At 45.1% G+C, this 24,829-nt stretch carries 28 protein-coding genes; 12 read left to right on the top strand and 16 right to left on the bottom strand.

Annotated features, from left to right (window positions below):
* Positions 1-2: 2 nt before the first annotated feature.
* Complete coding sequence (locus tag BM359_RS13000) at positions 3-146, bottom strand: DUF3149 domain-containing protein (protein ID WP_082332135.1); 144 nt, start codon at positions 144-146, stop codon at positions 3-5.
* 232 nt (positions 147-378) lie between these two features.
* Here BM359_RS13000 and BM359_RS01480 point away from each other — a divergent pair, with 232 nt between their 5' ends.
* The 7 genes from BM359_RS01480 to BM359_RS01450 all read left to right on the top strand — a co-directional run bounded on the left by BM359_RS01480 (position 379) and on the right by BM359_RS01450 (position 4,599).
* The gene (locus tag BM359_RS01480; protein WP_054487265.1) at positions 379-636 is read left to right on the top strand and encodes an ElaB/YgaM/YqjD family protein; all 258 of its coding nucleotides are present in this window, start codon (positions 379-381) and stop codon (positions 634-636) included.
* Positions 623-994, top strand: coding sequence for a phage holin family protein (locus tag BM359_RS01475; RefSeq protein ID WP_054487263.1), 372 nt, complete (start codon positions 623-625; stop codon positions 992-994). The genes BM359_RS01480 and BM359_RS01475 overlap by 14 nt, the downstream gene beginning before the upstream one ends.
* A 10-nt stretch (positions 995-1,004) precedes the next feature.
* A complete protein-coding gene (locus BM359_RS01470; RefSeq protein WP_054487261.1) occupies positions 1,005-1,298 on the top strand; it encodes a hypothetical protein in 294 nt (97 codons plus the stop codon).
* A 72-nt stretch (positions 1,299-1,370) separates the two neighbouring features.
* The gene (locus tag BM359_RS01465) at positions 1,371-1,778 is read left to right on the top strand and encodes a BON domain-containing protein (protein WP_054487259.1); all 408 of its coding nucleotides are present in this window, start codon (positions 1,371-1,373) and stop codon (positions 1,776-1,778) included.
* A gap of 130 nt (positions 1,779-1,908) precedes the next feature.
* Entirely contained in the window at positions 1,909-2,451 is a 543-nt protein-coding gene (locus BM359_RS01460; RefSeq protein ID WP_074930745.1) for a PH domain-containing protein, read from the top strand.
* Positions 2,444-3,952, top strand: coding sequence for a PH domain-containing protein (locus BM359_RS01455; RefSeq protein ID WP_054487257.1), 1,509 nt, complete (start codon positions 2,444-2,446; stop codon positions 3,950-3,952). Before BM359_RS01460 ends, BM359_RS01455 begins: the two co-directional genes overlap by 8 nt.
* A 59-nt stretch (positions 3,953-4,011) precedes the next feature.
* Positions 4,012-4,599 carry a DUF938 domain-containing protein gene (locus BM359_RS01450; RefSeq protein ID WP_054487256.1) on the top strand — a complete coding sequence of 196 codons (588 nt, stop codon included), beginning with the start codon at positions 4,012-4,014 and terminating at the stop codon, positions 4,597-4,599.
* Between the two features lie 16 nt (positions 4,600-4,615).
* On the opposite strand, the gene BM359_RS01445 is transcribed toward BM359_RS01450, so the two are convergent.
* Positions 4,616-5,242 carry a YiaD family glycine zipper/OmpA-like lipoprotein gene (locus tag BM359_RS01445; RefSeq protein ID WP_054487254.1) on the bottom strand — a complete coding sequence of 209 codons (627 nt, stop codon included), beginning with the start codon at positions 5,240-5,242 and terminating at the stop codon, positions 4,616-4,618.
* Between the two features lie 152 nt (positions 5,243-5,394).
* Between BM359_RS01445 and BM359_RS01440 the strand changes: the two genes are divergently transcribed.
* The gene (locus BM359_RS01440; RefSeq protein ID WP_074930743.1) at positions 5,395-6,210 is read left to right on the top strand and encodes an NAD-dependent protein deacetylase; all 816 of its coding nucleotides are present in this window, start codon (positions 5,395-5,397) and stop codon (positions 6,208-6,210) included.
* Between the two features lie 34 nt (positions 6,211-6,244).
* Here the strand turns inward: BM359_RS01440 and BM359_RS01435 are convergent, their stop codons facing one another.
* Entirely contained in the window at positions 6,245-6,814 is a 570-nt protein-coding gene (locus BM359_RS01435) for a LemA family protein (protein WP_054487252.1), read from the bottom strand.
* Between the two features lie 10 nt (positions 6,815-6,824).
* Positions 6,825-7,796: a hypothetical protein gene (locus BM359_RS01430; RefSeq protein ID WP_234972450.1), complete on the bottom strand. Its 972-nt coding sequence runs from the start codon at positions 7,794-7,796 to the stop codon at positions 6,825-6,827.
* Between the two features lie 192 nt (positions 7,797-7,988).
* Between BM359_RS01430 and BM359_RS01425 the strand changes: the two genes are divergently transcribed.
* A complete protein-coding gene (locus BM359_RS01425; protein ID WP_054487248.1) occupies positions 7,989-8,915 on the top strand; it encodes a D-2-hydroxyacid dehydrogenase in 927 nt (308 codons plus the stop codon).
* 49 nt (positions 8,916-8,964) lie between these two features.
* On the opposite strand, the gene BM359_RS01420 is transcribed toward BM359_RS01425, so the two are convergent.
* The 9 genes from BM359_RS01420 to BM359_RS01380 all read right to left on the bottom strand — a co-directional run bounded on the left by BM359_RS01420 (position 8,965) and on the right by BM359_RS01380 (position 16,156).
* Positions 8,965-9,459 carry a cytochrome b/b6 domain-containing protein gene (locus BM359_RS01420; protein ID WP_054487246.1) on the bottom strand — a complete coding sequence of 165 codons (495 nt, stop codon included), beginning with the start codon at positions 9,457-9,459 and terminating at the stop codon, positions 8,965-8,967.
* A 56-nt stretch (positions 9,460-9,515) separates the two neighbouring features.
* A complete protein-coding gene (locus BM359_RS01415; RefSeq protein WP_233399482.1) occupies positions 9,516-10,892 on the bottom strand; it encodes a histidine kinase dimerization/phospho-acceptor domain-containing protein in 1,377 nt (458 codons plus the stop codon).
* Entirely contained in the window at positions 10,883-11,545 is a 663-nt protein-coding gene (locus BM359_RS01410) for a response regulator (protein WP_054487244.1), read from the bottom strand. Before BM359_RS01410 ends, BM359_RS01415 begins: the two co-directional genes overlap by 10 nt.
* A 20-nt stretch (positions 11,546-11,565) precedes the next feature.
* Positions 11,566-12,225: a tetratricopeptide repeat protein gene (locus tag BM359_RS01405; RefSeq protein WP_054487241.1), complete on the bottom strand. Its 660-nt coding sequence runs from the start codon at positions 12,223-12,225 to the stop codon at positions 11,566-11,568.
* Complete coding sequence (locus BM359_RS01400) at positions 12,212-13,018, bottom strand: SDR family oxidoreductase (RefSeq protein WP_054487239.1); 807 nt, start codon at positions 13,016-13,018, stop codon at positions 12,212-12,214. Before BM359_RS01400 ends, BM359_RS01405 begins: the two co-directional genes overlap by 14 nt.
* Positions 13,015-13,680, bottom strand: coding sequence for an iron-containing redox enzyme family protein (locus BM359_RS01395; RefSeq protein ID WP_054487236.1), 666 nt, complete (start codon positions 13,678-13,680; stop codon positions 13,015-13,017). Before BM359_RS01395 ends, BM359_RS01400 begins: the two co-directional genes overlap by 4 nt.
* Positions 13,667-15,058: an AMP-binding protein gene (locus BM359_RS01390; protein ID WP_074930739.1), complete on the bottom strand. Its 1,392-nt coding sequence runs from the start codon at positions 15,056-15,058 to the stop codon at positions 13,667-13,669. Before BM359_RS01390 ends, BM359_RS01395 begins: the two co-directional genes overlap by 14 nt.
* Complete coding sequence (locus BM359_RS01385; RefSeq protein WP_054487234.1) at positions 15,055-15,654, bottom strand: thermostable hemolysin; 600 nt, start codon at positions 15,652-15,654, stop codon at positions 15,055-15,057. The genes BM359_RS01390 and BM359_RS01385 overlap by 4 nt, the downstream gene beginning before the upstream one ends.
* 142 nt (positions 15,655-15,796) lie before the next feature.
* Positions 15,797-16,156 carry a diacylglycerol kinase gene (locus BM359_RS01380; protein ID WP_054487232.1) on the bottom strand — a complete coding sequence of 120 codons (360 nt, stop codon included), beginning with the start codon at positions 16,154-16,156 and terminating at the stop codon, positions 15,797-15,799.
* 125 nt (positions 16,157-16,281) lie between these two features.
* Here BM359_RS01380 and BM359_RS01375 point away from each other — a divergent pair, with 125 nt between their 5' ends.
* Positions 16,282-18,282, top strand: a complete 2,001-nt coding sequence (locus BM359_RS01375; protein WP_054487230.1) for an LTA synthase family protein — start codon at positions 16,282-16,284, stop codon at positions 18,280-18,282.
* A gap of 8 nt (positions 18,283-18,290) precedes the next feature.
* Here BM359_RS01375 and BM359_RS01370 read toward each other — a convergent pair whose 3' ends face one another.
* Both BM359_RS01370 and BM359_RS01365 read right to left on the bottom strand, forming a co-directional pair.
* The gene (locus BM359_RS01370) at positions 18,291-20,183 is read right to left on the bottom strand and encodes a GGDEF domain-containing protein (RefSeq protein ID WP_054487227.1); all 1,893 of its coding nucleotides are present in this window, start codon (positions 20,181-20,183) and stop codon (positions 18,291-18,293) included.
* Positions 20,184-20,445: 262 nt separating this feature from the next.
* On the bottom strand, positions 20,446-22,821 hold the full coding sequence (locus tag BM359_RS01365; protein WP_054487225.1) for a TonB-dependent receptor domain-containing protein: 2,376 nt from the start codon (positions 22,819-22,821) through the stop codon (positions 20,446-20,448).
* A gap of 167 nt (positions 22,822-22,988) precedes the next feature.
* Between BM359_RS01365 and BM359_RS01360 the strand changes: the two genes are divergently transcribed.
* Positions 22,989-23,660 (top strand): haloacid dehalogenase type II, encoded by a 672-nt coding sequence (locus BM359_RS01360; protein WP_174507657.1) that lies wholly within the window; start codon positions 22,989-22,991, stop codon positions 23,658-23,660.
* Between the two features lie 2 nt (positions 23,661-23,662).
* Here BM359_RS01360 and BM359_RS01355 read toward each other — a convergent pair whose 3' ends face one another.
* Positions 23,663-24,202 (bottom strand): DUF924 family protein, encoded by a 540-nt coding sequence (locus tag BM359_RS01355; protein ID WP_054487221.1) that lies wholly within the window; start codon positions 24,200-24,202, stop codon positions 23,663-23,665.
* A 115-nt stretch (positions 24,203-24,317) separates the two neighbouring features.
* Between BM359_RS01355 and BM359_RS01350 the strand changes: the two genes are divergently transcribed.
* A complete protein-coding gene (locus tag BM359_RS01350; protein WP_234972449.1) occupies positions 24,318-24,806 on the top strand; it encodes a phosphoglycerate mutase family protein in 489 nt (162 codons plus the stop codon).
* Positions 24,807-24,829: the final 23 nt, after the last annotated feature.

Below are 24,829 nucleotides of genomic sequence, written 5' to 3'. Positions count from 1 at the left end.
GCTTATTGTTTACGCTTTTTCTCTGACTTAATCATCTTTATATAGAAGAAAACAGCATAGAAAGCACACATCCCAATAACAATAGCCAAGCCGCTAAAAGAAAAAAATATTACCGGATCATTGAAAAACTCTTGCCATAAATTCATGGTTATTTCCTTTGTTTGAATTCTTAATTTCAGTTTATTCAAACTCGGGAATAACGATGTTGATCTCAATCAAAAATAATAATAACACTGCTTTTTATAGGGTTTTATTTACCTTCGCTAAATATAAAGAACTAAGAGCTTTTTCGCTCTGTAAAGCCATGTAAATAAATTTGCTTATATTTCTATTAGCGTCTTTGCTTAGTAATAGGCTTTCACAAAACACGAGGGTATTATGAGTAACAATCAAGCTAGAACCGAAGAAGCAGTAAATAAATCAGCAAATAAAGCTCACGACACCATCGATAAAGTTGCCGATGCTGCAAAGCACGCTTCAGATAGCATTGGTGAAAAAGGTCATGATCTTAAGGTGACTCAAGAAAAGTGGTTAGCAACCGCAACGGACTACGTTAAAGAAAACCCCATTAAGTCTTTGGGAATTGCGGCAGCAAGTGGCTACCTATTAAGTAGGCTATTTAGTGACCGCTCGTAATCAAACGGAAGCGAGCGAAGCCGAAGGGTTGCTTCAGCAAGTTCGCGCACTGCAAAGTGAAGTACGCGGCGTTGTTAGAGCACAGCTCCAGCTTGCAGGTATGGAAGCCCGCCGGGCTGGAGAAAGCTTCGTTCGCATGGTCGCGTTTGCCGTTATTGCCAGCTGCTTAGTTTTGTCAGCTTGGGGCGCGCTAGTGGCCGCTTCCGTAGCTGCGGTTGTAAGTAACGGCATTTTGTCCCTGACTACAGCACTTATTATTGTTGCTGCGTGTCATTTAGCCATTGCGCTTTATCTTATAAGACGTATAAAGCAGAACAGCCGCAATCTGCTTTTTTCTAAAACAAGCAGCAATCTTTAATGGAGGCTTTATGACTTCAAGCCTTGATGATCAAATTGCGCAATTGGAACAAAACCTTAAAAATCGCAAGCTGGCGTTGAAGGTTCGCTCCTGTCAGGTAGTTTCTACAACCTGTGACAAATTATCCTCCCCTACGGCTCTTTGCTTTGCCGTTGGTACAGGTTTCTTTATAGGGGAACTATCAGACAGACCGCAAAAAATGGAACCAAAAAAACAGGGCAAGTCAAAGTCGGGAGCAGCGTTAAAAATATTAAGAATTATCACGGGTGTACAGACTGCAGCCAGTTTTGCAAAACATCTGTAAAGATGACCGTAAAGTCGTAAATATGTAGCTATAGTGTTTGTGGTAACGATTTTCAATAACAGGAGGTTATCTATGAAAAACTTCAAGACGGCACTACCAGCAAGTTTAATCGCACTTTCAATGCTAACGCTTTCTGGCTGTAGTGAAGCAGAAACTGAAAAAGCTGAATCTAAAGCTGAAAGCGCAATGCAGGAAACGGAAGAAAAAGCTAAAGAAGCAAAAAGCTACACTGAGCAAAAAGCGAAAGACGCTGGCGAATATGTTGATGACGCTGTTATCACTACTAAGGTTAAAGCAGTTATCTTTGAAGATGACAACCTAAGCAGTATGGACATCAATGTTGAAACAAATAACGGTATTGTTCAGTTATCAGGCTTTGTTGACGATGAAGCTGATATTGATACAGCAGAAAATCTGGCTGCTACCGTAAAAGGTGTCAAAGACATCGAGAACGATATTCAGGTTCGCGAAGAACAGTAATTATCGTTTATTTTAAAACTCCCTGAATAAAAGCGGCTTTTTTAAGCCGCTTTTTTATTGCCTTGAAACTAGAACGTGTCGAAAAATACTGTTAATTTTAAAACATAATAACAATCACAAAAGCGATATCATGCTAGACGATACTTTTAGCAATCAACCAATATTACCTGACAACCTTCCAACGGTCAGCTCGCAGGCGTTTACTCCGCTAAGCCCAATGTACATGAAAGTCAATTTAATGTGCCGCTTAACCTTTTGGTTAATTGTGGTTAGCGCTCTCTTGAGCCTTTACTGGCAACCTTGGTTTGTTCTCCCAAAGACCCTTGAACTTTACTTACCACAGCTTCAGCTAGCCGCTGGCATTTTTGGTTTATTGACTTCCGCCTACGGCATTATTGCTGATAAAAACAAAGGCTATGCTCTACGTGAGCATGACTTCAGTTACCGTAGCGGAGTCATTTTTAAGTCTGTTGTCAGTCAACCCGTTTTGCGTATACAACATGTAGAGTTAAAGCATGGGCCTATTGACCGGCACTTTGGTTTATCCACTCTGGAGATTTTTAGCGCCGGCGGTACCATGCATACCTTTGCAATACCCGGTTTACCGGACGAAAAAGCGCGAGAACTCAGATCCTACGTATTAACTCATAGTGATATTGCTGAAAATGACTAATTATCAAGGTCAATGGCTAAAACTATCGCCAGTCGCGATTATTTACTTTGCAGTGCAGTTCGTAAAAGACGTTGGCAACAACCTTATTTACTTATTACCGGCTATTCTTGTTGGCTATAATCAATTTTCTGAGAATGGTTTAGCGATTATTTCTGGTCTGGCGGCATTACTGCTGTTTGTTGCAATAAGTGCCCTGCTAAAGTTCTATTTCTATCAATACCGATTAACTGACGGACGCGTACAAATTCATTCTGGCGTCTTTCAAAAGAACCATATCGACCTACCTTTTGAACGTATCCAAAATGTTCGCTTCGAACAGCCTATTTTTTACCGGCCTAGTAACCACGTATGTATGCTGTTGGATACGGCAGGCTCAAGTAAGCTCGAAGCAAAGATCATTGCATTATCGAAAGGTGTTGCGGAGTCTCTTAAGCAGGAAGTCCTCTCCCACAAAACGGAGCAGGCCTCTAGTGCAGAAACTGAAAGCACTGAGACAGAACAAGAGCAACTTTTAAACTCTCGCTCAGTTCAGGACTTAGTTATCCACGGGCTTGCCAGCAACCGAATTTGGATTGTGTTAGGTGCTTTAGCACCTTTCTTTAATTCCCTCTCAGAGAAGTTTATTGCGGGTATAGAAAACCTCGGGGTCGATGTTGATGCTTTAATGGCTTCCTCCCAGTATGCTTTTTGGCAATACGTGCTGTTCTTTCTATCAATCGCTTTTGTAGTGATTGCTTTTATGGCGTTAATTTCCATCTTAGGTTCAGTCATTACTTTCTATGACTTTAAGTTAACCCGGAGCAATGATCGCTACATTCGTCGTAACGGCTTTTTTACTCGCCATGAAGTTGTCATGAAGTTATCCCGTCTCCAGATGATTGTTTACCAACAGAATTGGCTTGACCGCATACTCCAAAGAATTAACTTAAAGTTTGAACAGCTAGGTGCGAGCCTTGATCGTCAATCCGCAGGAACATCCGGTGGGAAAATCATGGTGCCTTCTGTCACCCTGAGCGAAGCTGACGATTTAGCAAGCGATGCCTGGCCCGAAAATAAACTAAGCGCCATCAACTACCATCCGGTTAGCAAACGTCTGGCCATCAGAAACACGCTTATTGCCTTCTGGTTACTAATACCTCTTGCTATCGCTTTCATTTACTTTGATCAGGCAGAGCTTTCAGTCGCCACAGGCGGACTTTTTATCTTAACCACCGGCCTCGTCATACTCAGTTGGAAAAGATGGGGTTACGCAATGGACGAGCAGTTTATCTACATAAGGAAAGGACTCATTGGCGTCAATTACCGATGCTTCCCAATTCATAAAGTGCAACAAACTCAATTGCATCAAAGCTGGTTTATGAGGCGCTTTCAATTGTGTTCCGTCAGGCTGGTACTGGCTTGCGGAGGTCAGACACTGCCATTCATTAAAAGGGCAACTGGAGAGAAATACATAGACACCTGTCTGTATCAGGTAGAAGCCTTGAGAAAGTCCTGGATGTAAAACCCTATTAATTCTCTCTTAAATTATTCGACACTAAGAAGACAACTCGGTGATATTTTATGGAACTCCCTTTCTCACAAGCCTGTGAAAACAATAAAGACCCAATACTTGGGGTTCTGGAAGCCGCTTTTGCTAATGCGTCACAAGTTTTAGAAGTTGGCAGCGGTACAGGGCAACATGCCGTCTACTTCGCCAAAAAACTCTCTCATTTAGAATGGCAGGCAAGTGACCAACCGGAGTATTTACCGGGGGGAAAAGCCAGAATTGAAAAAGAAGGGGTATCAGGTCAGCCTTTGCCGGTTGAGTTCGATGTGTTTCAGTCTGCACCTGATGGACAGTTCGATGCCTTATTTACCGCAAATACTTGTCACATTATGCCCAAAGAGGGTGTCGAAGCGCTGTTTAATCACTTAGGGGACAAACTTAAATCAGTAAAGCTTTTATGTATTTACGGACCGTTTAATGACAACGGGCATTTCACCAGTGACAGCAACCGTGCGTTTGATCAGTCTTTGCGTACTCGTGACAGCCAAATGGGAATACGTGATAAACAATGGATTGCAAAACTTGCCAGCCAGCATGGGTTTCATTTGAAAAAAAACCATACTATGCCGGCAAACAATCAACTTCTGGAGTTTCAGCGTTAACTCTTAACGCGCAGACCTATTTGGTATTGGGGACAATGCGTAATTCAACACGACGGTTTAATTGACGACCACTCTCTGTATCGTTGTCCGCAACTGGCATACTCTCGCCGTAACCTTCTGTTGTCACACGGCGCGAGTCCACGCCACTTCCAACTAAGTGATTGCGTACAGCTTTAGCACGGTTTAACGACAATTGCTGGTTATATTCTGCGGATCCTGTGCTGTCGGTATGGCCTTCAATCAGCATGGTGGTTTTCTCATACTTTTGCAGAACCCGGGCAACATCGTCCAGTACCGGATTAAAGCTTTGAGAGATGTTCGCACTGCCTGTGGCAAACGTAATATTGCTTGGCAGTTGCAAACGAAGGTTGTCGCCGTCGCGTATTACCTTCACGCCACTGTCGGCCAGCTCTTCCCTGAACTCCTCTTCCTGCTTATCCATATATGAACCAATAGCTCCGCCTGCCAGTGCGCCAACAGCAGCCCCCCAGACATAGCGGCTTTTATCGTGATCACCCGTTCCTTTACCAAGCAAGGCACCCGTCACAGCACCTATCGAAGCACCTTTTTGGGTGTTACTCATATTTTCACAGCCCACAAGCGCTAACGATGACATTGTCATAGCCAAAACTAATTTTTTCATACCATTACTCCTTTAAGTGGTTAATGCCTGAAAACTAGCATGCTTTAGTATAGACGCTTATAAGATTTGCGGATTCTTTACTAAGCGTTTCACCTTGGTACTCAGCAGTGGTAACTTTAGGGTAAAGTTGTAACCTGTAGATATTCATTACTATGACAATAACTGACCCTACCCAGGCTCGCGAAGCTCTGATGGAGTTTCTGCATCGGAATGCACCGGTCACGATCATTACAGGTGCCGGTATAAGTACCGACTCTGGCATTCCTGACTATAGAGATAGTGACGGCGAGTGGAAACGGACACCTCCGGTTCAGCATCAGGACTATATGCGCAGCGAAGCCGTCCGTAAAAGGTACTGGGCGCGCAGTTTGTTTGGCTGGCCAGTTCTATACCACGCACAACCTAATTCAGCACATTACGCTATTACCCAGTTGCAACAGCAGAAGCTCATTAGCCATATTATTACGCAAAATGTTGATGGTCTGCACCAAAAGGCCGGAGCGAACAACGTAATTAATTTGCATGGGTACGCCAACGACATGGTCTGTATGAGCTGCCAGCAGGTTACTCCAAGACTGGAGATGCACGAACGCAGCCTGAAAATGAACCCAGATTTTGCTGCGCTTGAAGCGACCGCCGCACCGGACGGAGATGCAGATTTAGAAGCTGATTTTGAACAGTTTAACGTCGCCAATTGCATGAGCTGTGGCGGAATTCTTAAACCCGATGTTGTCTATTTTGGTGATAACGTTCCCCGACCACGCGTCGAAGAAGCCCAAAACGTATTAAAGAACAGTAATGGCCTGCTCGCTATCGGAACCTCACTTATGGTGTTTTCAGGTTACCGTTTTGCACGACAGGCCTACCAAAATAACCAGCCTATAGCCTTATTAACGCTGGGTAAGACTCGAGCTGACGAAATAGCTGACATAAAACTGAACTGCTCTATCAAGGACGTATTGCTATGACTTACGAACTTTCTCAAAAGCGGTCAGATAACACTTAGATATTAGGTTTATACTCAAAACCTTCTTCTGCCTGAGAGTCAGAAAACGTTTTTATCTTCTCTTTACGGTTCAGCATGGCATTCACCAGTGAGTTCGGAAAAACTTCAATGCCGTTATTAAAGTCTTCAACGTTCTGGTTAAAAATACGAATAGCCGCGCCAATATTTTCCTGCTGATCAGTAATTTCGCGCATGAGTTTCTGGTAGGTTTCTGACGCTTTCAACTCAGGGTAATTTTCAACCGTCACATTTAAGCTTTTTAGTAACTCGCCAGTTTTGGCTTCTGCCTGTTCAAGCTTCGCTGTATCGACTTTGCCACTATCTAAACCTTGCAGCGCGCTACGAAGTTCGGTGACTTTGGTCAGTGTCCCCTGCTCAAACTCTTTGTAGTCTTTTACGACATCTTCTAAGTGAGGAATGATTTTATTTTTCTGGCGTTCCTGCGTAATAACGTTCGCCCAGGCTCTCTCAACCGCATTCGCCCGGTTAATAATGGCGTTGTAAATGGCAATAATGACTATCATCAAAACTACCGCAATACCAATAGCTACCCATATTCCAGTCATTGACGTGCTCCTAAAAGTTACTGTCCAGCTTAGTCATCACATAGTGAACATGACTCAGTGCTGCCTTTAATTTTTCAAACTCCTGCTCGCCTTCTAATGCCTCGATAAAAGCCTCAAACTCACTTATTTTAACCTTATTCGGCGTTGCAATAAGATCCTTGTCAGCAAATGAAAGACATAAGTCAGCCGCATCATTCACTTCAAAATTTACTTTCGATAATACATTGCTAAGCTCTTCAAAAGCGACAACAACCGTTGGCTTCATGGCTTTAGCCGCTTCAATTTCACTGGCAGCGACCACCTTAAATACTTTATTAAAACGATTAGATGCAGGCTTGTATGTTGCTTTACCTGCTCCCGGAAGGCTAAAGCCAATAACCGCAAAATTACGCAGTAAGCCAAAAGGTAAAATCAAACCATAGCGATCATAATGATCATATTCACGACGGGTGCGCGTTCTTACCCGACCGTTACCGTCAGTGTAGGTTTCAGTAACAATACGCTCATCGACATAATGAAAATGGTAGTAGTGATAGTCAAACGAGTACTCATCGCCCTGGTAACTGCCTTTAAACAGCTCGTGAATTTCGCGGCTATAATTACCTCGGTGAAACTCACTAAAACGTTGTTGAAAATGGCGCGCTATCGCTTTCCTATTAAAAGTGACCGGCGTCAGATTATTATCGAGCAAGCCATCGCGCTGTAACAAAGCATGAGACACTTTCGACATAATATGGTGCGGGTAATAAGCGGTAATACCGGAAAGCAACGTTAATGCCCCGCCGGCCGCAATAATAATCCAGGTGCTTTGCTGAAAATGCTGCCGCTGGGACCAGTCCCAGTAACTCAGTAGCCCCGTTGCTAATAATACGACGGTAAAAATAATCCAATAGGCTTTTGTATTAAATTGATAACTACCAGAGAAGCATTTGAGCTCAGAAATAACTGCGTCCAGCTCCTGCCGGGAGCGGCTTAATGACACTTGCCTTTTAATGTTTTTTAGCAGCGAAATAAGTGCTTTGTTGTTTTTATAATAGAGCACGTTTTGCAATATCAGTTTGTTTGAATTGAGGAAGAAAGCTTAATATTTCTTCCTCACCAGTACCAGCAAAACTTGGAGTTAATGATAAGCTATCGCTAAAACCAGTAATTATTGTTTGCAGTAGGAGTCATTATGAAAGCGGTAATCTTAGATAACGACAGTTTGGGTGAAGGCGTTGATTTATCTCCTATTGAAAATCAGGTCAACGAGCTTATTTGCCATTCACTGACTTCGCCCGAACAAGTCGATGAACGTATTCAAAATGCCGATATCGTTATTACCAACAAAGTGGTGCTGAACGAAGCTTCTTTAAAGAAGGCAGAAAAGTTAAAGCTAGTTTGTGTGCTTGCTACAGGCATGAATAATGTTGACTTAAAGGCGGCCGAGAAGCTTGGTATTCCCGTTAAAAATGTTGAGGCTTACGGAACACCCAGTGTGGTTCAGCACACATTAATGATGATGCTGTCGTTGGCAACAAAAATGCCGGTTATGCAAAAGCGTATGGCCGCTGGCGACTGGCAAAAGTCCCCTTTATTTACCCTGCTTGATCCGCCAACGTTTCAACTTGAGGGCAAGCGTCTGGTTATTGTCGGCTCGGGTGAACTTGGGCAAGCGGTAAAAAAACAGGCTGAAGCATTGGGTATGCGCGTAACCTTTACCGCTCGACCGGGTAAAACAGACGACTCGCGCCCAAGTTTTGATGAGCTATTGCCTGAAGCCGACGTTATTTCGTTTCATTGCCCGCTCACCGACGAAACAAAAGGCTTGCTTAACCGCCAGAATATCAAGCATTGCCAGCCTCACACTTTAGTCATTAATAATGCCCGAGGTGGCGTTGCAAACGAGCACGACGTGCTGGACGCATTACGGAAAGGCCAAATTGGCGGCTATGCAACGGACGTTCTTCCGCAAGAGCCGCCAAAAGACGGTCATCCGTTGCTAGATGCGTTAAATGAGCCCTTGAACCTCATTGTAACGCCGCATAACGCCTGGACCTCTCCAGAAGCACGACAACGCATTATTGAATTAACGGCTGAAAATATCTCAGCGTTAAAGTGATAGCCTTCTTACTACTGATAACGGCTTAACTCGTGAAAAGTAACGCGAGTTAAGCACGGTGTTTATAGAAGTGGCGAACCCCGCCACCAATATGTAATATCAATAGAAACGGCAGTATATAAGTACCCAGCACCTTGTGCACTTCCTCTGCAGGCTCATGAATCCATTCGAGAACTCTTAAGTCAAATGATACGGCAAACCAACCAAAAACTGACAGTGGATCATTTTCAGTAAATAAATACAGTGGTCCCGTTACAATTAAAACCAGCATTGTTAATAGCAGAGCGTAATGAAGGTATCTGGCAACCCTTTCTGCGGAAGTGTGGGCCGGCTCAGGGAACCCCTGATACAGTCGTAATACACTGCGCCAGCCTATTAATAAGAAGGCAAAAAAGCCAACACCAATGTGGGCAGCTTCAGAAAAATGTTTTACCTCCCGGGAGTCGGCAAAAAACATCATAAACCCGAGTGTCAGCATGACAATAACTGCCATGGCGCCTAGCCAGTGCAATATGCGCGATAATGGTGAATAATGCCTATCCATAATGTTACTCCTTCTAGTCATTAACTTCAGAGTAACAGGACAATATTAAGACAACATTAAGGCTTTCTGGAGATTACAGGCTTTTCAAGCAATGCTTGATCAGCCTCAACTTTTGCAACAAACCAATCGTCTTCAAGAGCAAGAGTCAACTTTAACCCTAACTGTTTGGCTAAATTACTGACAATACTCAAACCTAACCCAGCGCCTTCTTCCCTCAGCTGACCACCACGATAAAAACGCTCGGTCAGCCGTTTAGCGTCAACGTGGTGAGATTTTTCAATACGATTGCGTATTGTAAAGAGAGAACCATCACATTGAATGTCAATCGACGATTGAGGTGCTGCATATTTAATCGCATTATCAACAAGGTTACTGAATAACATCGTTAGATAACGCTCTTCTGAGCGCCATAAGACGGTGTCGGGAAGATTCACATCCATCACTAACCGCCGCGAATCAGCCCACTGGTAATAATCCGAAATGACCTGTCGAAGAGTAGCGGCAGCGTTGACTTGTCTCCAATGTTGCGGCGGTAACTCCGTCTTGGAGAGTAAAAGTAGACTTTCGACCAGACTCACTAATCTATCCGTACTGGCTAACAGCGATTCCAGCTCTTCTTTTTGCTGCTGAGTTGAAGCTTTTTGCCACTGATTTTGCAACTGCGCTTTCAGGCTGGCCAGTGGCGTTCTGAGCTCATGCGCGGCATCCGCAGAAAACTGCTTTTCGCGCAAAAATGTTTGCTCAATACGCGTCAGATAATGATTTAACGCACCTTTCACCAACGACACTTCCTCAGTATCATTCGACTCAACGAACGGCCTATAATCGTCTGATCGCTTGCGCCTAAGTGCTTCTGCCAGCCTTCTGAAGCTGGCAAAGTTTTGGTTTATGGTCCACCAGCCTAACCACAACATTAATGGCAATAAGGTTAAAATGGGCACAACCATGTCGGTCGTCAGATCACCGCGTATTTCAGAACGAAATTCATCTTGCTGCAAGAGAAGAATGCGATAATCTCTAGCCGGCGAACTCAAACCGAAGCTATGCCAAAGCTCATTATCTACCGTCTTAACTGAGAAGCCCTCTTTAAAAGGGATAACAGAGGGGTCCAAAGATCCTTCCGTTTGCATTATGCGCTTACCGTCAATCGTCTCGATACGATAGGAGAGTTTGTCTTCATATGAATGCGCATTTATACGACTAATCGTTATGTCACGCGATACGACAGCTCCATCGCGGGGTAATAATGCCAATAGCGTTTTTGCCTGCTGAACCATCTCTGCATCAAATAGCTCATCAACCTCGTGACTTATTTCTGCGTAAATCCATATGGCAGATACCGTCGCGCTTAACAAATAAACCGCAGAGACAGCGACAAGGATTCGCCGACGTATCGAGTTGAGTTTCGTTTTTACTCTGCTATTTAGCCACATGCTAAACGATACCCCACGCCGCGAATGGTCTGAATCCACTCCTTATTGCCAAGCTTTTTGCGCAAGTTGTGGACATGCACTTCCAACGCATTACTCTCTACCTGCTGCTCATTACGAAAAACGATTTGCTCTAACTTATCTCGACTATGAACCCGTTCCGGCGCAGCCATCATTGCACGCAATAACTCAAACTCACGTTTCGACAAATTCACTGGCTGTTGATTAACAAGCACCTGAAAATTTAACTCATCCAGGCTGATAGGCCCACAACTCAACTCTGGTGTCGCATACCCTCGTTGACGCCTTACTAAAGCGCGCAGTCTCGCTGCAAGCTCGTTCATATCAAAAGGCTTTATCATGTAATCATCAGCACCAAGATCCAGCAGCTTCACAGTTTCTGAGCTGTCGTCTCTCGCTGTCAGCACTAATATCGGCAGCACTTGTCCTTTTTTACGCAAGGAGGACAATACGCGACTACCATCTAAATCCGGCAGCCCCAGGTCAAGGACAACGACATCATAATTAACTCGCTGACTCTCACTAATCGCTGCCGCACCAGTACGAACCCATTGCACATTAAATTGCCGCTCGGACAAACCAAGTTCAACGGCTTGCCCGAGCATTGCATCATCTTCGACCAACAATAGATCCATGTAGCCCACATCCTTACTATTTATTGTTCGCGCTGTATTTTAGCCAACAACTGATTCACCTCTGCACGACGCGCTTCATCGGCTAATTGTCGTTCAGGTCTGGGAGCCGCTTTTAATGCTTTTTGAGCGTAATGCTCTGCTTTTGCGTAATTGCCCTGCTCAAACCAATAATCCGCGTAAAAGTAGTTAGGGTCAATGCCATCGGGGTTAATTGTTAAGGCTTTTTCAAGCAGTTGCTGTGCCTTATCATCGTCACCAAATCCGAACGGCCAACCCGGGACTTTGTAATACAAGGTACCCAGAGAGGCATAAGCTGAACCATCGAGCGCATTCGGATCTAACTCAAGCGCTTTCTCCAGCGACTTTTTCGACTCTTTCGCCAGACTCAGCGCTCCTAACCCACCTTTTGCACCTGCGTAAGTGCTTTTAATAATACCCAACCATATGTGTGCGGGGGCGGACTCAGGTTCTTGCTCAACCCACTGCTGAGCATCTGCGACAAGCGCTTCAAACTCTTGCTTTTGTTTGTCATTTTCTAATTGGTAGTTCACCGTTGCCCAGCGCTGTTGAAGGTCATGCAAGCGTTGCTGACTGTTATCGCTGCTATTAAATTCAGCCGATAACGCTGGCAGCCCCAATAAACCGATTAAAACAAATGCGTATAATTTAGTGCTTTTCATGGCGGTATTCCTCAAGTAATTGATATAAAGTATCTCGTGCTTTTCTCAAACTCCGTCCTACCTGTTCAGGCCACAGCCCGTTTAGGCGAACGAATAGCCGCTCCGGCCATCCGAGTGTTCGCAACCACGAACGGTTCTCTATTTGCGTGGCAAGCTGCTGCGCAACCCGCTGCGGAGCATCCTGTTTGGTTTTAAGTGTTGTATTTAACCGGCTAATCAAACCATTATTCAGTGAGGTCTTAATGGCACGTGGGGCTGCGTACATCACATGAATATCGCTGTTCAGCAACTCCCTATTCAACGCTTCGCTAAAGCCTCGCAAGCCGAATTTGCTGGCACAATAAAGGCTTTGACCCGGAAAACCGATAGCACCGAATACCGAGCCGACATTCAAAACCCAACCTTTATTGGCGCTTAACACCGGCAGAAAATCATGAGTCAATGCAATGGGGACCATTAAGTTCGTAGTAATGACACGCTCAATATCATCGGCAGTAGCATTACCGAACAGGCCTTCATGAGTGACTGCGGCATTGTTAATTAATCCGGTTACCGCTGCGCCCTGCTCTGTTATAAATTTAAGCAGCCGCGCACGTTCACTCTGTTGAGTTAAATCAGCCAAAAATGGCGTCTGATTAAGCCGCTTTGCCAGAGCGTCAAGCGTGCCACTGGTGCGCCCTACCATAATAAGCCTGGCCCCTCGTTGACTCAGTGCTTCTGCAAGGGATTGACCAAGCCCACCCGCCGCACCGGTTAGTACAATAGTTTGCTGTTGCCAGTTAAACTGACTCATAGCGGCTCTCCTGCCAGTTCAGGAAGAGCACGAAACATGTCACCGTAAAGCCGATAAACATGCTTCGCTGTACGCACAATGACTTCCTTAGCTTGTTCATCGGTCACTTGGTTCATCAGCTGTTCAAAAAACTGCACATGCTCCTGGTCTAAGTCACCGTGCGACAGTAAGTAGCTGAACGCAGAGTCCGGTAGTTGCAGTGCGTCTTTTATTTTTCCCGCAGCCTGCGTTGCCAGCTTAACGCTAGTGCCTTCCAGCACATGCGCCATACCGAAAAATGCCGCAGGGTGCTCATTGTCGATAGCTTGATAAACCAGTGATACCATCGCCTGGGTTGACGTATGTGGTTCACTCGACTGCGCGACTTCAACGTCACCGCCAGCCGCCTTAATATCATTAAGTATCCAGCGTTCATGGCCGTATTCTTCATTGATATACTCGATGACTGCTTTACGCAGCCACTCATCCCGAAACGACAGCTTGCTGCCACAGCGCATTAATAATGGCGTGGTGTGCTTAACATGGTGGTAAGCCTGAGTTAAAAAAGCACGATATCTTTCTATGGTTATCTCACCCTGCAACGCTTGTTGAATGGCAGGCGCGCTCAGTAAATAGCGTTGTTCGTTTTGGGTTTGTTTGCATAAAGTATTAAAGAACATCATCGTATACCTCGTTAGCAGATGAATAAGTTGTAGGGTCAATATCAACCCGATAAGCGTCTTTGATAGCGAGACGTCGTAAGCGCCCGGTGCCGGTTAACAAACCGTTGCTGACGGTGAAAGGTTCTTTCAAAACAACATAACGTTGGATGCGCGCGTAGTCCGGGAGCTGTTGGTTGACCTGATAAATAACCGAGCTAACCTGCTCAGCTGTTGAAGGACTCGTTAGCACCACCAACGCTGTCAGCGGTATTTCTTCATCGCCAAATACTGCCGCTTGGTGAATAGATAGCTGACTGCACAGCTCTGCCTCTAACCACTCAGGGTCAATATTACGGCCATAGGCATTCACAATGATGTGCTTTCGTCGCCCTAAAATGATTAATCGCCCGTCTTCATCAAACTGCCCTAAATCGCCCGTGTTAATCTCGCTCGGAAACCAGCTGTCAGGGCTGTCCCAATAACCCAGCATGGTATTTCCTCTGACGACCACACCACCATCGCGTATTGTGACAACGGCATGGTTCAGAGGGTGTCCAACCGTTCCTGGCACGACCGCAGCGGGCGCATTCAGCGCAACCACCGAACTGAATTCAGATAACCCATACCCCTGAACAACAGGCAGCCCCAACGCCAATGCTTGTCGTTCCAAGGTTGAACTCAGACGAGCACCACCGACGGCGAGTAACTTGAACTGTTTCGCATCAATAGCCCCGCGTTTAGTTCCTTCGACAAGAGCATTAAGCAACGCCGGCGTGAGAATTAAGCTATCGGGTTGATAGTGAGATAATGCTGAAAAGAACGTATTAGCGTGTATTGAGGACGAGCCTTTCAGCCCTAGTGTTTCGCCTTTAAAAAGCAGAACTTCTGCTCCTAGCCACAATGCCAGATAAACACCGGCAATATTCTCCAGAAGAATAGATAACGGCATAATAACCATGTGGCGATAGACACTAACCTCAGCAACACGCTCAGCCAAAGCAGCAACCGTGTTCAGTTGGTTTTCGACAGATAAGCAGACACCTTTGGGTTCGCCGGTACTACCTGAGGTAAAAGTAACTTTTGATGTTCCAGACGGAAGCGGTTTGTTATCACTTACCTTTTTCTGTAAGTAGGCCTGCTGTTGCTGACTGAAAAATGGCGGTACCGGTATGCAAACCTTATTAGCCAGCATGAGCGCTAAGTCTTCAATCACCCACGCAACAGGGTCTGGGCTGTGTAAAAGAAAGATTCTCTGAGATTGCTGCTTAAGTTGCTCAACTCGTTTATAAACAGCCTCTACAAGCGCTTGGTAACTCAGCTTTTGCTGTTCAGAGGACAGTGCAATTGCATCAGGAGCAGTTAATGCGTGCTGCTGAATTCGTTCGAACAAAGCATTCATAAGGCAACCTCGCGAACAGAGACATGATTTGAATCTTGTGTCGTAATAAGTTGCTCAAAAACGCAGCCTTGCTCTAACCACCCGGCCAACACCACCGGCTGATGCTGATAGTAATTCCCCCAGAGGTCACGTGTTGACTCAGGTAACGCGCTTTGTTGCGCGGTTTCTAATGCTGTTAATGCAATACCCAAACGACTAAAGTACTTTTGCAGCGCTCGAGTGGCGGTAAATATCACAGCCGTTCGGTTATGCGAGTTCAGAAGCCTAACTACCGCACGAAATAATAAGGGTAAGTAACTTGGATCTAATGCCGCCATTGACCCAACTTCGGCCAAGCGTTCCGGGGGCGGCAGAGGTCTGGAGTTCACCTGGTAACCAGTAATAGGTTTGGTTAAATACGTTTGCGAAAATAGCGGTTGTTCGTCAGCCAACTGAACTCCGCAGGCAGCAATCAGCTTAGCGTCATCGAATACAGCGATAAGTAAACGCGGCAAAGAGCGTAGACAGGCATTGAAGTTAAGCCAGTAACGTTCACAAATAAATGATTCAACCTGCTCACGTAACGGATGATCCGGTAATATCCAGCAGTGACGCATATGTTTACTCCTTAAGTCAGCCCCTACGGCTGAAACAGCTTCGATGCTGTCACTTTATAAATAAAGACTTAAGGAAAGCTTAAGTTGCAGTCAGAAATCATGGCTTAAGCGTTTGGTTAAAAGTTCCAATTTTTTTAGAAAATTAGAAAAACAAAATACTGATCCAGGTGACTATTAACAGCAGCAACGCAAAGAATACCGCAGCTGACGCTATGTCTTTTGCACGACCACTCAACTCGTGAAACTCAGCACCAATACGATCAACAACCGCTTCTACAGCCGAATTAAGTAGCTCGGTAATGACTAAAACAAATAAGCTCATAATGAGTAGCAGGCGCTCTGCAACCGACGCTTCAACGAGCAATGCAACCGGTATTAGAGCAGCACACATAAGAGCTTCCTGTCGAAACGCGGCTTCATAACGCCAGGCAGTTTTTATCCCTCGTAGTGAGTTAAACGTCGCTTTCCAAATTCGAGTCATACCGGTATAGGCTGGCTTCATTGTTTATCCTCTCCTGGTCCCTGATTTAAAATACTCGGCACAGTTTATTAAAGCAGTCTTAAGCTTTACTTAAGAAATGCCTGTTAGTTTCTTCACGTAGTCAGTAAAAAGAAGAGCTAACATCTATGCGGGCAGCAACGTCTAACAATACCTTATGGCAAACTCTGGCACTGTTTAAACCAGTAGCCTATTTCGCAGGAGCCACTTTGGCGCTGTTAACCTGCTGTCGTTTATTACTTGCTGGACTCTATGCAGAGCGCGTTGACAGCGCCATTAACTGGCTCGACTTTATTGTACTTGGCGTACGTGCAGACTTAATTCAAGTAGGATACTTTACACTGATTCCATTATTAGTATTGTCGCCATTAAGTGTGGTTTTACACAAATCGATAGCTCAGCGGTGGTGGCGGCGATTATGGACAGCCTGGTTTTTGATTTGTGCATTAGTGTTGTGGTTCATGGAAATCTCAACACCCGCATTCTTAGCACAGTATGATACTCGCCCAAACCGATTGTTCTTTGAGTACCTTGCGTACCCAAAAGAGGTTTTCTCTACCCTAATACATGGCTTTGCTGGTTGGCTTTTCACCGGAATTGCCTCAACACTGGTATTCGTTTACCTTTCATATCGTTGGTATAAGAAATCCGAACATAACTTTCAAGCAAGAGCCATAAAACGGCGTTACCTAATAGCAGTCATTCCTGTATTAATCGTTACAACATTGTTCGGCATTCGATCGACTCTGGCACATCGGCCTGCCAATCCGGCATTTTTTGCGGTCACCTCCGATGCAATGGTTAATTCATTAATTTTAAACTCCACTTACACCCTTGAGTACGCACTGTATAACCTTAAGCACGAAGCACAGGCAAATCGTGTTTACGGGAAACTCACTGACGAGGAGATCATTAATGAAGTACGAAAAGTCCCTTATTTAGCCAATTTAGAGTTTCCATTTGCCGAGTATCCTACCGTGCATTACCAACCTGCCTCAGCCAAGCGCAAAGTACCTTTAAATATTGTGGTCATTCTGGAGGAAAGCCTTGGTGCGAACTTTGTTGAGTCGCTGGGTGGTAAACCGTTAACGCCGAACCTCGAACGTTTAAAAAAACAGGGGTGGTGGTTTGAAAACCTCTACGCAACCGGTACTCGCTCAGTCAGAGGTATCGAAGCCGTAATTTCCGGTTTTCTGCCAACCCGGGCTCGATCAGCCGTCAAGCTATCGGGGTCACAGCGTCAGTTTTTTACGCTCGCAGACGCGCTTTCCAGAGAAGGCTACCACACTGAGTTTATCTACGGAGGACAAGCCCATTTCGACAATATGGCGAGTTTCTTTGTTGGTAATGGGTTTCAGTCTGTCATCGACCAGGACGACTATGAGTTTCCCAAATTTGTAGGTAGTTGGGGAGTTAGTGACCAAGACTTACTGAATAAGTTACATCAACGCTTGTCACAAGCCGATAACTCAGTCCCCCAGTTTACTCTTGCGTTTACCTCGTCAAACCACGAGCCATTTGAATTCCCTGATAGTGAGATTACATTAGCAGAACAACCTAAGCAGACGGTCAACAATGCCGTTAAATACGCAGACCACGCGTTAGGCGAGTTCTTTGCAAAAGCACAGAAGAGTGACTACTGGCAAAACACATTATTTCTAGTGGTTGCTGACCACGATACTCGAGTTTATGGCGAGGAGCTCGTACCTGTCGACAAGTTTCACATTCCCGGCTTAATTTTGGGCGCCGACATTCAACCTAAAACCGTATCAGAAATAGCCAGTCAAATTGATTTGGCTCCGACCTTAATGTCATTAGCCGGAGTGTCGACTTATACACCAACCATTGGGCAAGACTTAAGCCGACCTGAGTTTACGCCAGCAAACAGGGCTATGATGCAATTTGGTGATAACTACGGTTGGTTGGAGGGCAGTAAGGACGGACAAATACTGACAGTACTTCAAGTAGAGCAGCCACCGCAACTGTTCCATTTCGAGCCCGAGCAAAAGATACTCTTGCCGTTAAAAGAATCAGTAAGCGGTGAACACATACGTAAAGTCACTTCTTATGCGATGTTACCTTCAGTGCTTTATCAAAGGCGCGCCTACTATGTGCCTAAATTAAAATAAAAAGCCTCTTACTGAGGCTCAACAAAAACGCAGTTTCGACCGGCTCTTTTGGCTTGATAAAGTTGCCGGTCGGCTCTTCGAATTGCATCAGCTGCGGCTTCATTCTCCTGAATCCGTGCAGCTCCCATACTTAGAGTTAAAATCGGCAATTCCGCTTGTTTGTAGTCATGTGGAATAGCTAAAGTCATTACAGCTTCGCGCAACTCGTTAAGCTTTTTCTCTATTGATTCAGTCGCCGGGATGATCATCGCAAATTCTTCACCGCCGTACCGGTAAACTTTCATCGGAGTTTTGTCCCGTATGCAGTGCGCTATCTTTTTCAGCGCACTGTCACCCGCGTCATGCCCGTAGTTGTCATTGTATGGCTTAAATTCGTCAATGTCGGCCATCATTAAATAGTAAGACTTCCCTGACTCGATAGCGGCATTCAAATCCCTGTCAAAAGCTCTTCGATTAAACAACCCAGTTAAACCATCCATATGCGCCAGTGCGTCCAGTTGCTTGTTAGCTTCTGCTAGCTCTGCAGTTCGTGCTTCAACTTGTTGCTCAAGCTCATTTTGGGCTGAAATAAATCGGGCTGCCATGGTTTTAAAGGCATCTAATGCCTGTTTAACTTCACCACGGGCTTTTATCGAAGCGGCTCTATGGGACAAAGCTTCTTGATAGTTTTTCTGCCCCATAAGAGAAGCAACAACGGCAACTTCATGCAAAGGCTTACTCACCTCTCGTTGAATAAGCCAGTAGGCCATCAACAAAATAAGTATCACCAAGCCAACACCGCCCGCTACCAATTGAAGTGGCAACGCAATAGCCTGCTGGCGAATTTCCCGAAGTGGGTATAAAGTCACATGCCACCAACCAGGGCCATCCATTTTATCGACAATGAGTAATTGTCCCTCTACCCCATCTTCCAAAATAACCGACTTTTCATTAAAAACATTATCGGCAACTAACTGACTTACGGCTTGATACAAAGGCTCACTATATGTTTTTGAGTTCAATGTTGAGCGTTTAGCTATTGCTTCTTGCGACATATTTGAAGCTGCAATTAGGTCACCTTTTGTATTTAGCACCATGTGCTCAGAGTTCGCACGTTTTCTCTCGGTTAGATCACTTAATAAACTACCTAAACCGACATCAAAACTAGCGTTAGCTAAATGTCGACCGTCTAAGTCGACAGGCTTTTGATAGGTAATAGTCCATACATCAGCGGAAATATCATAATAAAGACCCGTCCAGTTCGGTTTTCTTTCAGGGTTTTGACTTTGCAAAGTCGACTTAACCACCGAAAAATCAGTAATAACCAAACCTTTGTCGGCCAGCAGTCCCCAGGGCGAGTCCTTCGAATACATTAAAAGAATATTTTCCGGCATGGAAAAGTGCGTATTAGCAACATCGTTTTGCCATGCCGGCGCTAATTCATTTAAAGTGTATTGGGCGGCGACTACCCGTTTTCTCAACTCGTTACTAATAGGACTCGGCCGGGGTCCTAAAAAAACACTAAGGTGTTGGAAGTACCTTTGATTTACCGAAACTCCGCCATTAAAATCAGGTTTCAAACGGAAAACTCCGGGAGATGTTTCCTGATACCAGGTTTTAAAGTTTTCTACAGCAGAGTTAGAACCTTTCAATAAACTATATTGAGAGAGAAATTCATCACTTAGAATCACCGCATTTTTTTCAATACGATTAAATAACGCCTGGTTTCGTTCTAATGTTGGTGATAAATCTTGTTGCAATACCCTTATAACTCTATCTCTGGCATTACTATAGGTTGTTATAAACGTAATAGCTGAAGCGAGAATAACGATAGAAACAGCCCATACACTAATTTTTACAAGCAGAGCTGTTGTCAGTTTTTCGCGGCGCTGAAGCCTACGTTCTTCCTGTCGTCTATCCACAATAGTGAGCCACTGTTTTCCTTTAAGTTTAACGAACCGGCTTCCACCAACCAGCGAAATGTCAGTCCCTTACTATTTTTTATTTAACACGAGTATCTACTCGTTTTAAATTTATACCATCAAGTAAGGGAAACTTATAGTGACTGCTGCTATGAACTTTTGAGCAGGAGACTTCCTTCACTAAGCCGCTTTGTACATTACTTTTTCGCATAGTAGTGCGCGTAAGCAGCAGCTTTGAGAAGGAAGTTTATCAGCGATATGATCAGAAGCTTACCGTCACTCCCATCCATAAGTTACGAGTTTTATCTTTAACATTGTAATCGTCGGTGAAAACAACTTCGCTTACCGCGCCGCGACCTGTTACGTATTCAAACTCGCCGTCACCATTTAAATCAGTATAGGTTGTTGAATACGTCGTGAAGTCACGGTCCAGTAAATTGTTAATACGCAGGTTTAAATCGACCGATTCCGTTAATTTATAATTCGCACCTAAGTTAAGCAGGCTGTAGTTTTCAAAATAAAGCTGCTTATCAATATTGCTGTCATAGCCACGATAACGGTCAGAACGAAGCTCACCTTGCAAATATACCGTCAGAACATCCGACGCCTGCCAGTTCAGCCAAAGGTTGGCCATATGCTCTGCAGTATTGGTTAGTGGCAACCCAGCCTGGCTACCGCTTTTTTGCTCGCTGTCAGTCCAGGTGTAATTACCACGTATTGACCACGCCTCGCTCATAACGTAACGAGCAGCAACTTCAACACCCTGTACATCGACTTTATCGATATTAATACTCTGACTCCATGTGTCATAACCCAGTTGTTCATATTCACCTAAGTTAACGCATGGACGCACACCGCCGGTTTGATCACAACTTTGAACGGTATCACCGCGGGCAATTTTGTCCTCGAAGCTCGTATTAAAGTAGGTGATATTAAAGTTGTTATCACCGTTGTCTGAGTTCCAGTAAAGCGCAATTTCAGAGTTAACACTGGTTTCAGGCTGTAGCTCCGGGTTACCGGCAAAAGGCATGGTTCCCTGCCCGCCAAAGCCGACAATACCGTCGTATAAATCGGTTGTTTTCGGTGTTTTATAGCCCGTACTTACACCGCCTTTAACCGTCCAGGCCGGGCTTAAGTTATAAACCGCATAAAGACGAGGCGACACCTGACTGCCAAAAACATCGTGTTCGTCGTAGCGAACGCCGCCAGTCAGAGTAAAGTCCGCTATTGGCATCCAGTTATCTTCAACAAACAGCGAATACATTTTCTGCTCTTGAACAGCACCGGCATTGCCTTCTTCCAGACCAAAAACACCGTCCTTTAGCTCACCGTCAATAAGTTGGCCGCCTATCACCAAATTGTGGTGCCCGGCAAAACCTGAGAAAGGAATATCCAGCTTTGCATCCAGGGTATATTGACTGCTGTCTAATGGGCGATCAGGTCTTGGCAGGAAGGTTTCTTCAGCAATAGAACGCCGCTCGTCTTCAGGTAAACCAGAGTAGTCTCCTGTTCCATCGTACATTTGCTGCAGCAACAAACGCTCATCCACACTTAAGGGTAAGGTTCGTCCGTTGTTTTGTGTATCCACGTAAGCCAGCGACACCATACTTGAACCAAAGGACCAGTCCGCATCGTGCGCTATTGACCACCAGGTGCGGTCAAAGCTTTGATCCGCAGCATAACCCGCCCGCGGGTTAACTTGTCCGCCACGAGCCTGCCAAATAGACTCAATGCTGTCTTTGGTGCCTAGCGGATAAGTAATGGTGTCTGTTTCTACGTCGTAAGACGGCGTATTGTCATAAGACTGATGTGAGTTGTCGTAATCAAACTTAACGTTGTGTCCCTTTGCCGGAGTATAGGACACTGAAAAACCGTAATGTTCGTCTTTGTTGTCAACGGTTCGACCACCGCTGCCAAACCCTAATTCCCGTATGTGCACGGTACCGTTTGGATCAACCGCTGGCTCAAACTGAGGGGAAGATGCTTGCTGGTCATACAAACTAGCGCGCACTCCCAGGCTTAATACATCTTTTATCAAAGGCCCCGTTGCGCTGAAATCTGTCGTAAAGTCGTCACCAAAGTTATCATCTGTCTGCAAACTGCGACCAAAGGTGATAGCACCAGACCAGTCGTCAGTGTGCTTTTTGGTAATAACATTAATAACACCGCCAAGTGCGTCGGCTCCGTATAACGTCGATGCCGGGCCGCGAATTACCTCAATTCTGTCAATTGTCTCAAGCGGAGGAATGTGGTTAAACGCGTTGCCCCCAAAGTTGTTCGGGTAAATATCACCGTGGTTATTCTGACGTATGCCATCAACCAGAATTAAAGTGTAGTCACCTGTTAACCCACGCATGCTGATACTGCCCTGCCCGGTTTTATCCCGCGATGTGCCTATATCAATGCCTTCCTGGTATTTAACAGCATCTAATAGTGACGTAAACGAGCGCGACCGTATTTCCTCATTGGTAATAATTGAGATACTTGCCGGCGCCTCCGTCAGCTTTTGCTCAAAACCAGTAGCAGTAACAACAATACGCTCCATACCGTCGGGCAGTTCGAAATCATTTGCCAGGGCGTTACCTGCCAGAGTTGAAGCTATTACGGTAGCAATTGCGCTGGGTACGAATTTATCCATTTCTCATTGTCCTTAATTAAGTTGGCTAAGCGGCTCAGTATGCTACCGATGCTTTTTCTAAATGTAAATACAAATGACAATAATTCGCATTACTTAATTAAAGGCAAACTAAATTCGGAATAACGCCGTACACCTATGTACAGAATTTATTAAGCAATTGGAGCGTAATTTTGACGACCTTAGCTTTTGACGTTTACGGCACACTTATTGACGCTCAGGGCTTAGTCTCCCTGCTGAGTTCATACCTTGGCGATGACAAAGCTCAAGAGTTTTCGAGCCGCTGGCGTGATAAGCAACTAGAGTATTCATTTCGTCGTGGGCTTATGCAGCAGTATGAAGACTTTGCGGTCTGTACCAAAGACGCCCTTCTGTTCACCAACAATGAACTGGGAGCCGGGTTAACTGCACCGCAACAGGAAGAGTTGTTGGAAAAATACCGGAGCTTACCGGCGTTCGATGACGCGAAAACCGCACTGAGCAAGTTGAACTCGGCGGGTATAGAGTGTTTTGCTTTTTCTAACGGCAGTGCCGATGCAGTAACTGAACTGCTGGAGGGTGCTGAGCTCAGCCGCTACTTTAAAGACATAGTCAGTTGCAAAGACATTAAAAGCTTTAAACCTAACCCACAGGTTTACCAGCACTTTCTCGATAAAAGCGGCAGTAAGGAGCAAAATACCTGGCTTATATCCAGCAACAGTTTCGATATTATTGGCGCCAGCGTAGCAGGCTGGAAAACCGCCTGGGTTAAACGTTCCAGAGAAGCTCAGTTTGACCCCTGGGGCATTAATCCCACTATTACCGTCAGCTCACTTTCGCAACTGATTGAAAACATAAAGTAGTATTAGAAACTGGACCCCGGCTGTTTAAGAAAGTCCTCTTCTTCCGGGGTCGACTCGCGCCCCAGTACCCGGTTACGGTGCGGATACCGTCCAAACCGGTCAATAATTTCTTTGTGTCTTACTTCAAATTTGTAGTTGTTCTCAAGCCCGGGTTGACTGAAAAGCCGCATAGCCTTCTCATGAATTAACGCCGACTCACTATGCATATAAGGCATATAGAGAAACGCCTTTTCGCTGGCATCCAACAACTTGTCTGCGCCCTTCTCTACGGCTTCCTGCGCCAGCACTAACGCTATCACGTCCTGCCCAAAAGCCCTCGGACTACCACGGTATATGTTTCTCGAAAACTGATCTAACACAATTACTTCTGCCAAACGGCCATGAGGCGTTTCGCGCCAATGCCAGAGCTCCCCTTCAGCTGCAGCCTTTAACGTATCGGAAAAGCGTTTGGCTATGGTATTGTCCAGCTCGTCACTTTTAGCAAACCACTGCTTTGGTGTTAACTCTTTAAACCAAAAGTCTAAAACTGGCTGTGCTTTCATTTTACCTCCTGACTACTTTTCCACCTTTTCCAGGGGATAACGCTTGTTTATGGGCCTGCTGAAAGGTATGTTTTATTGCTATAAACTAACCTTATATGACAACCTTTAACAACTTATGCGCCGTTTACTTTTTATTTTTATTGTTATGAGCTTTTTCTCTGGCGAGGCATCAGCCGACACTTATACTCTTTACTTCTCCCGTCATATGGAGAAAACAACCGACAAGACCGACCCCGACCTCAGTTTGGTTGGCAAACAGCGTGCGCAAGTTCTCGCGCAGGTTTTGAAAAACAGCGACATTGAAGCCATATTTTCTACCGACTTTAAGCGTACTCAGCAAACCGCAGAAGCACTGGCAAAACAATTGGGGCTATCAGTAGAAACCTACCCAGCTAAAGACTTTAAAGGAATAGTAACCAGCTTAAAGGAGCTCAAAAAGAACGCACTGATTATTGGCCACAGCAATACCGTGCCTGAACTGGTCAAAGCAGCTGGTGGAAGCGCTGATAAACTTGGAGAAGAAGACTTCGGCGACTTATTTCAGGTGGTGATAAGCGGCGACAGCGTTATCACCAACCGGCTCTATGTGCCGGTCATACAATGACCTGTACGACCGGTATTTCAATT

Origin of the sequence: Idiomarina abyssalis (genome assembly GCF_900116625.1) — a bacterium.
Lineage (GTDB): Bacteria > Pseudomonadota > Gammaproteobacteria > Enterobacterales > Alteromonadaceae > Idiomarina > Idiomarina abyssalis.
This window is presented reverse-complemented; position numbering and strand designations above follow the sequence as displayed.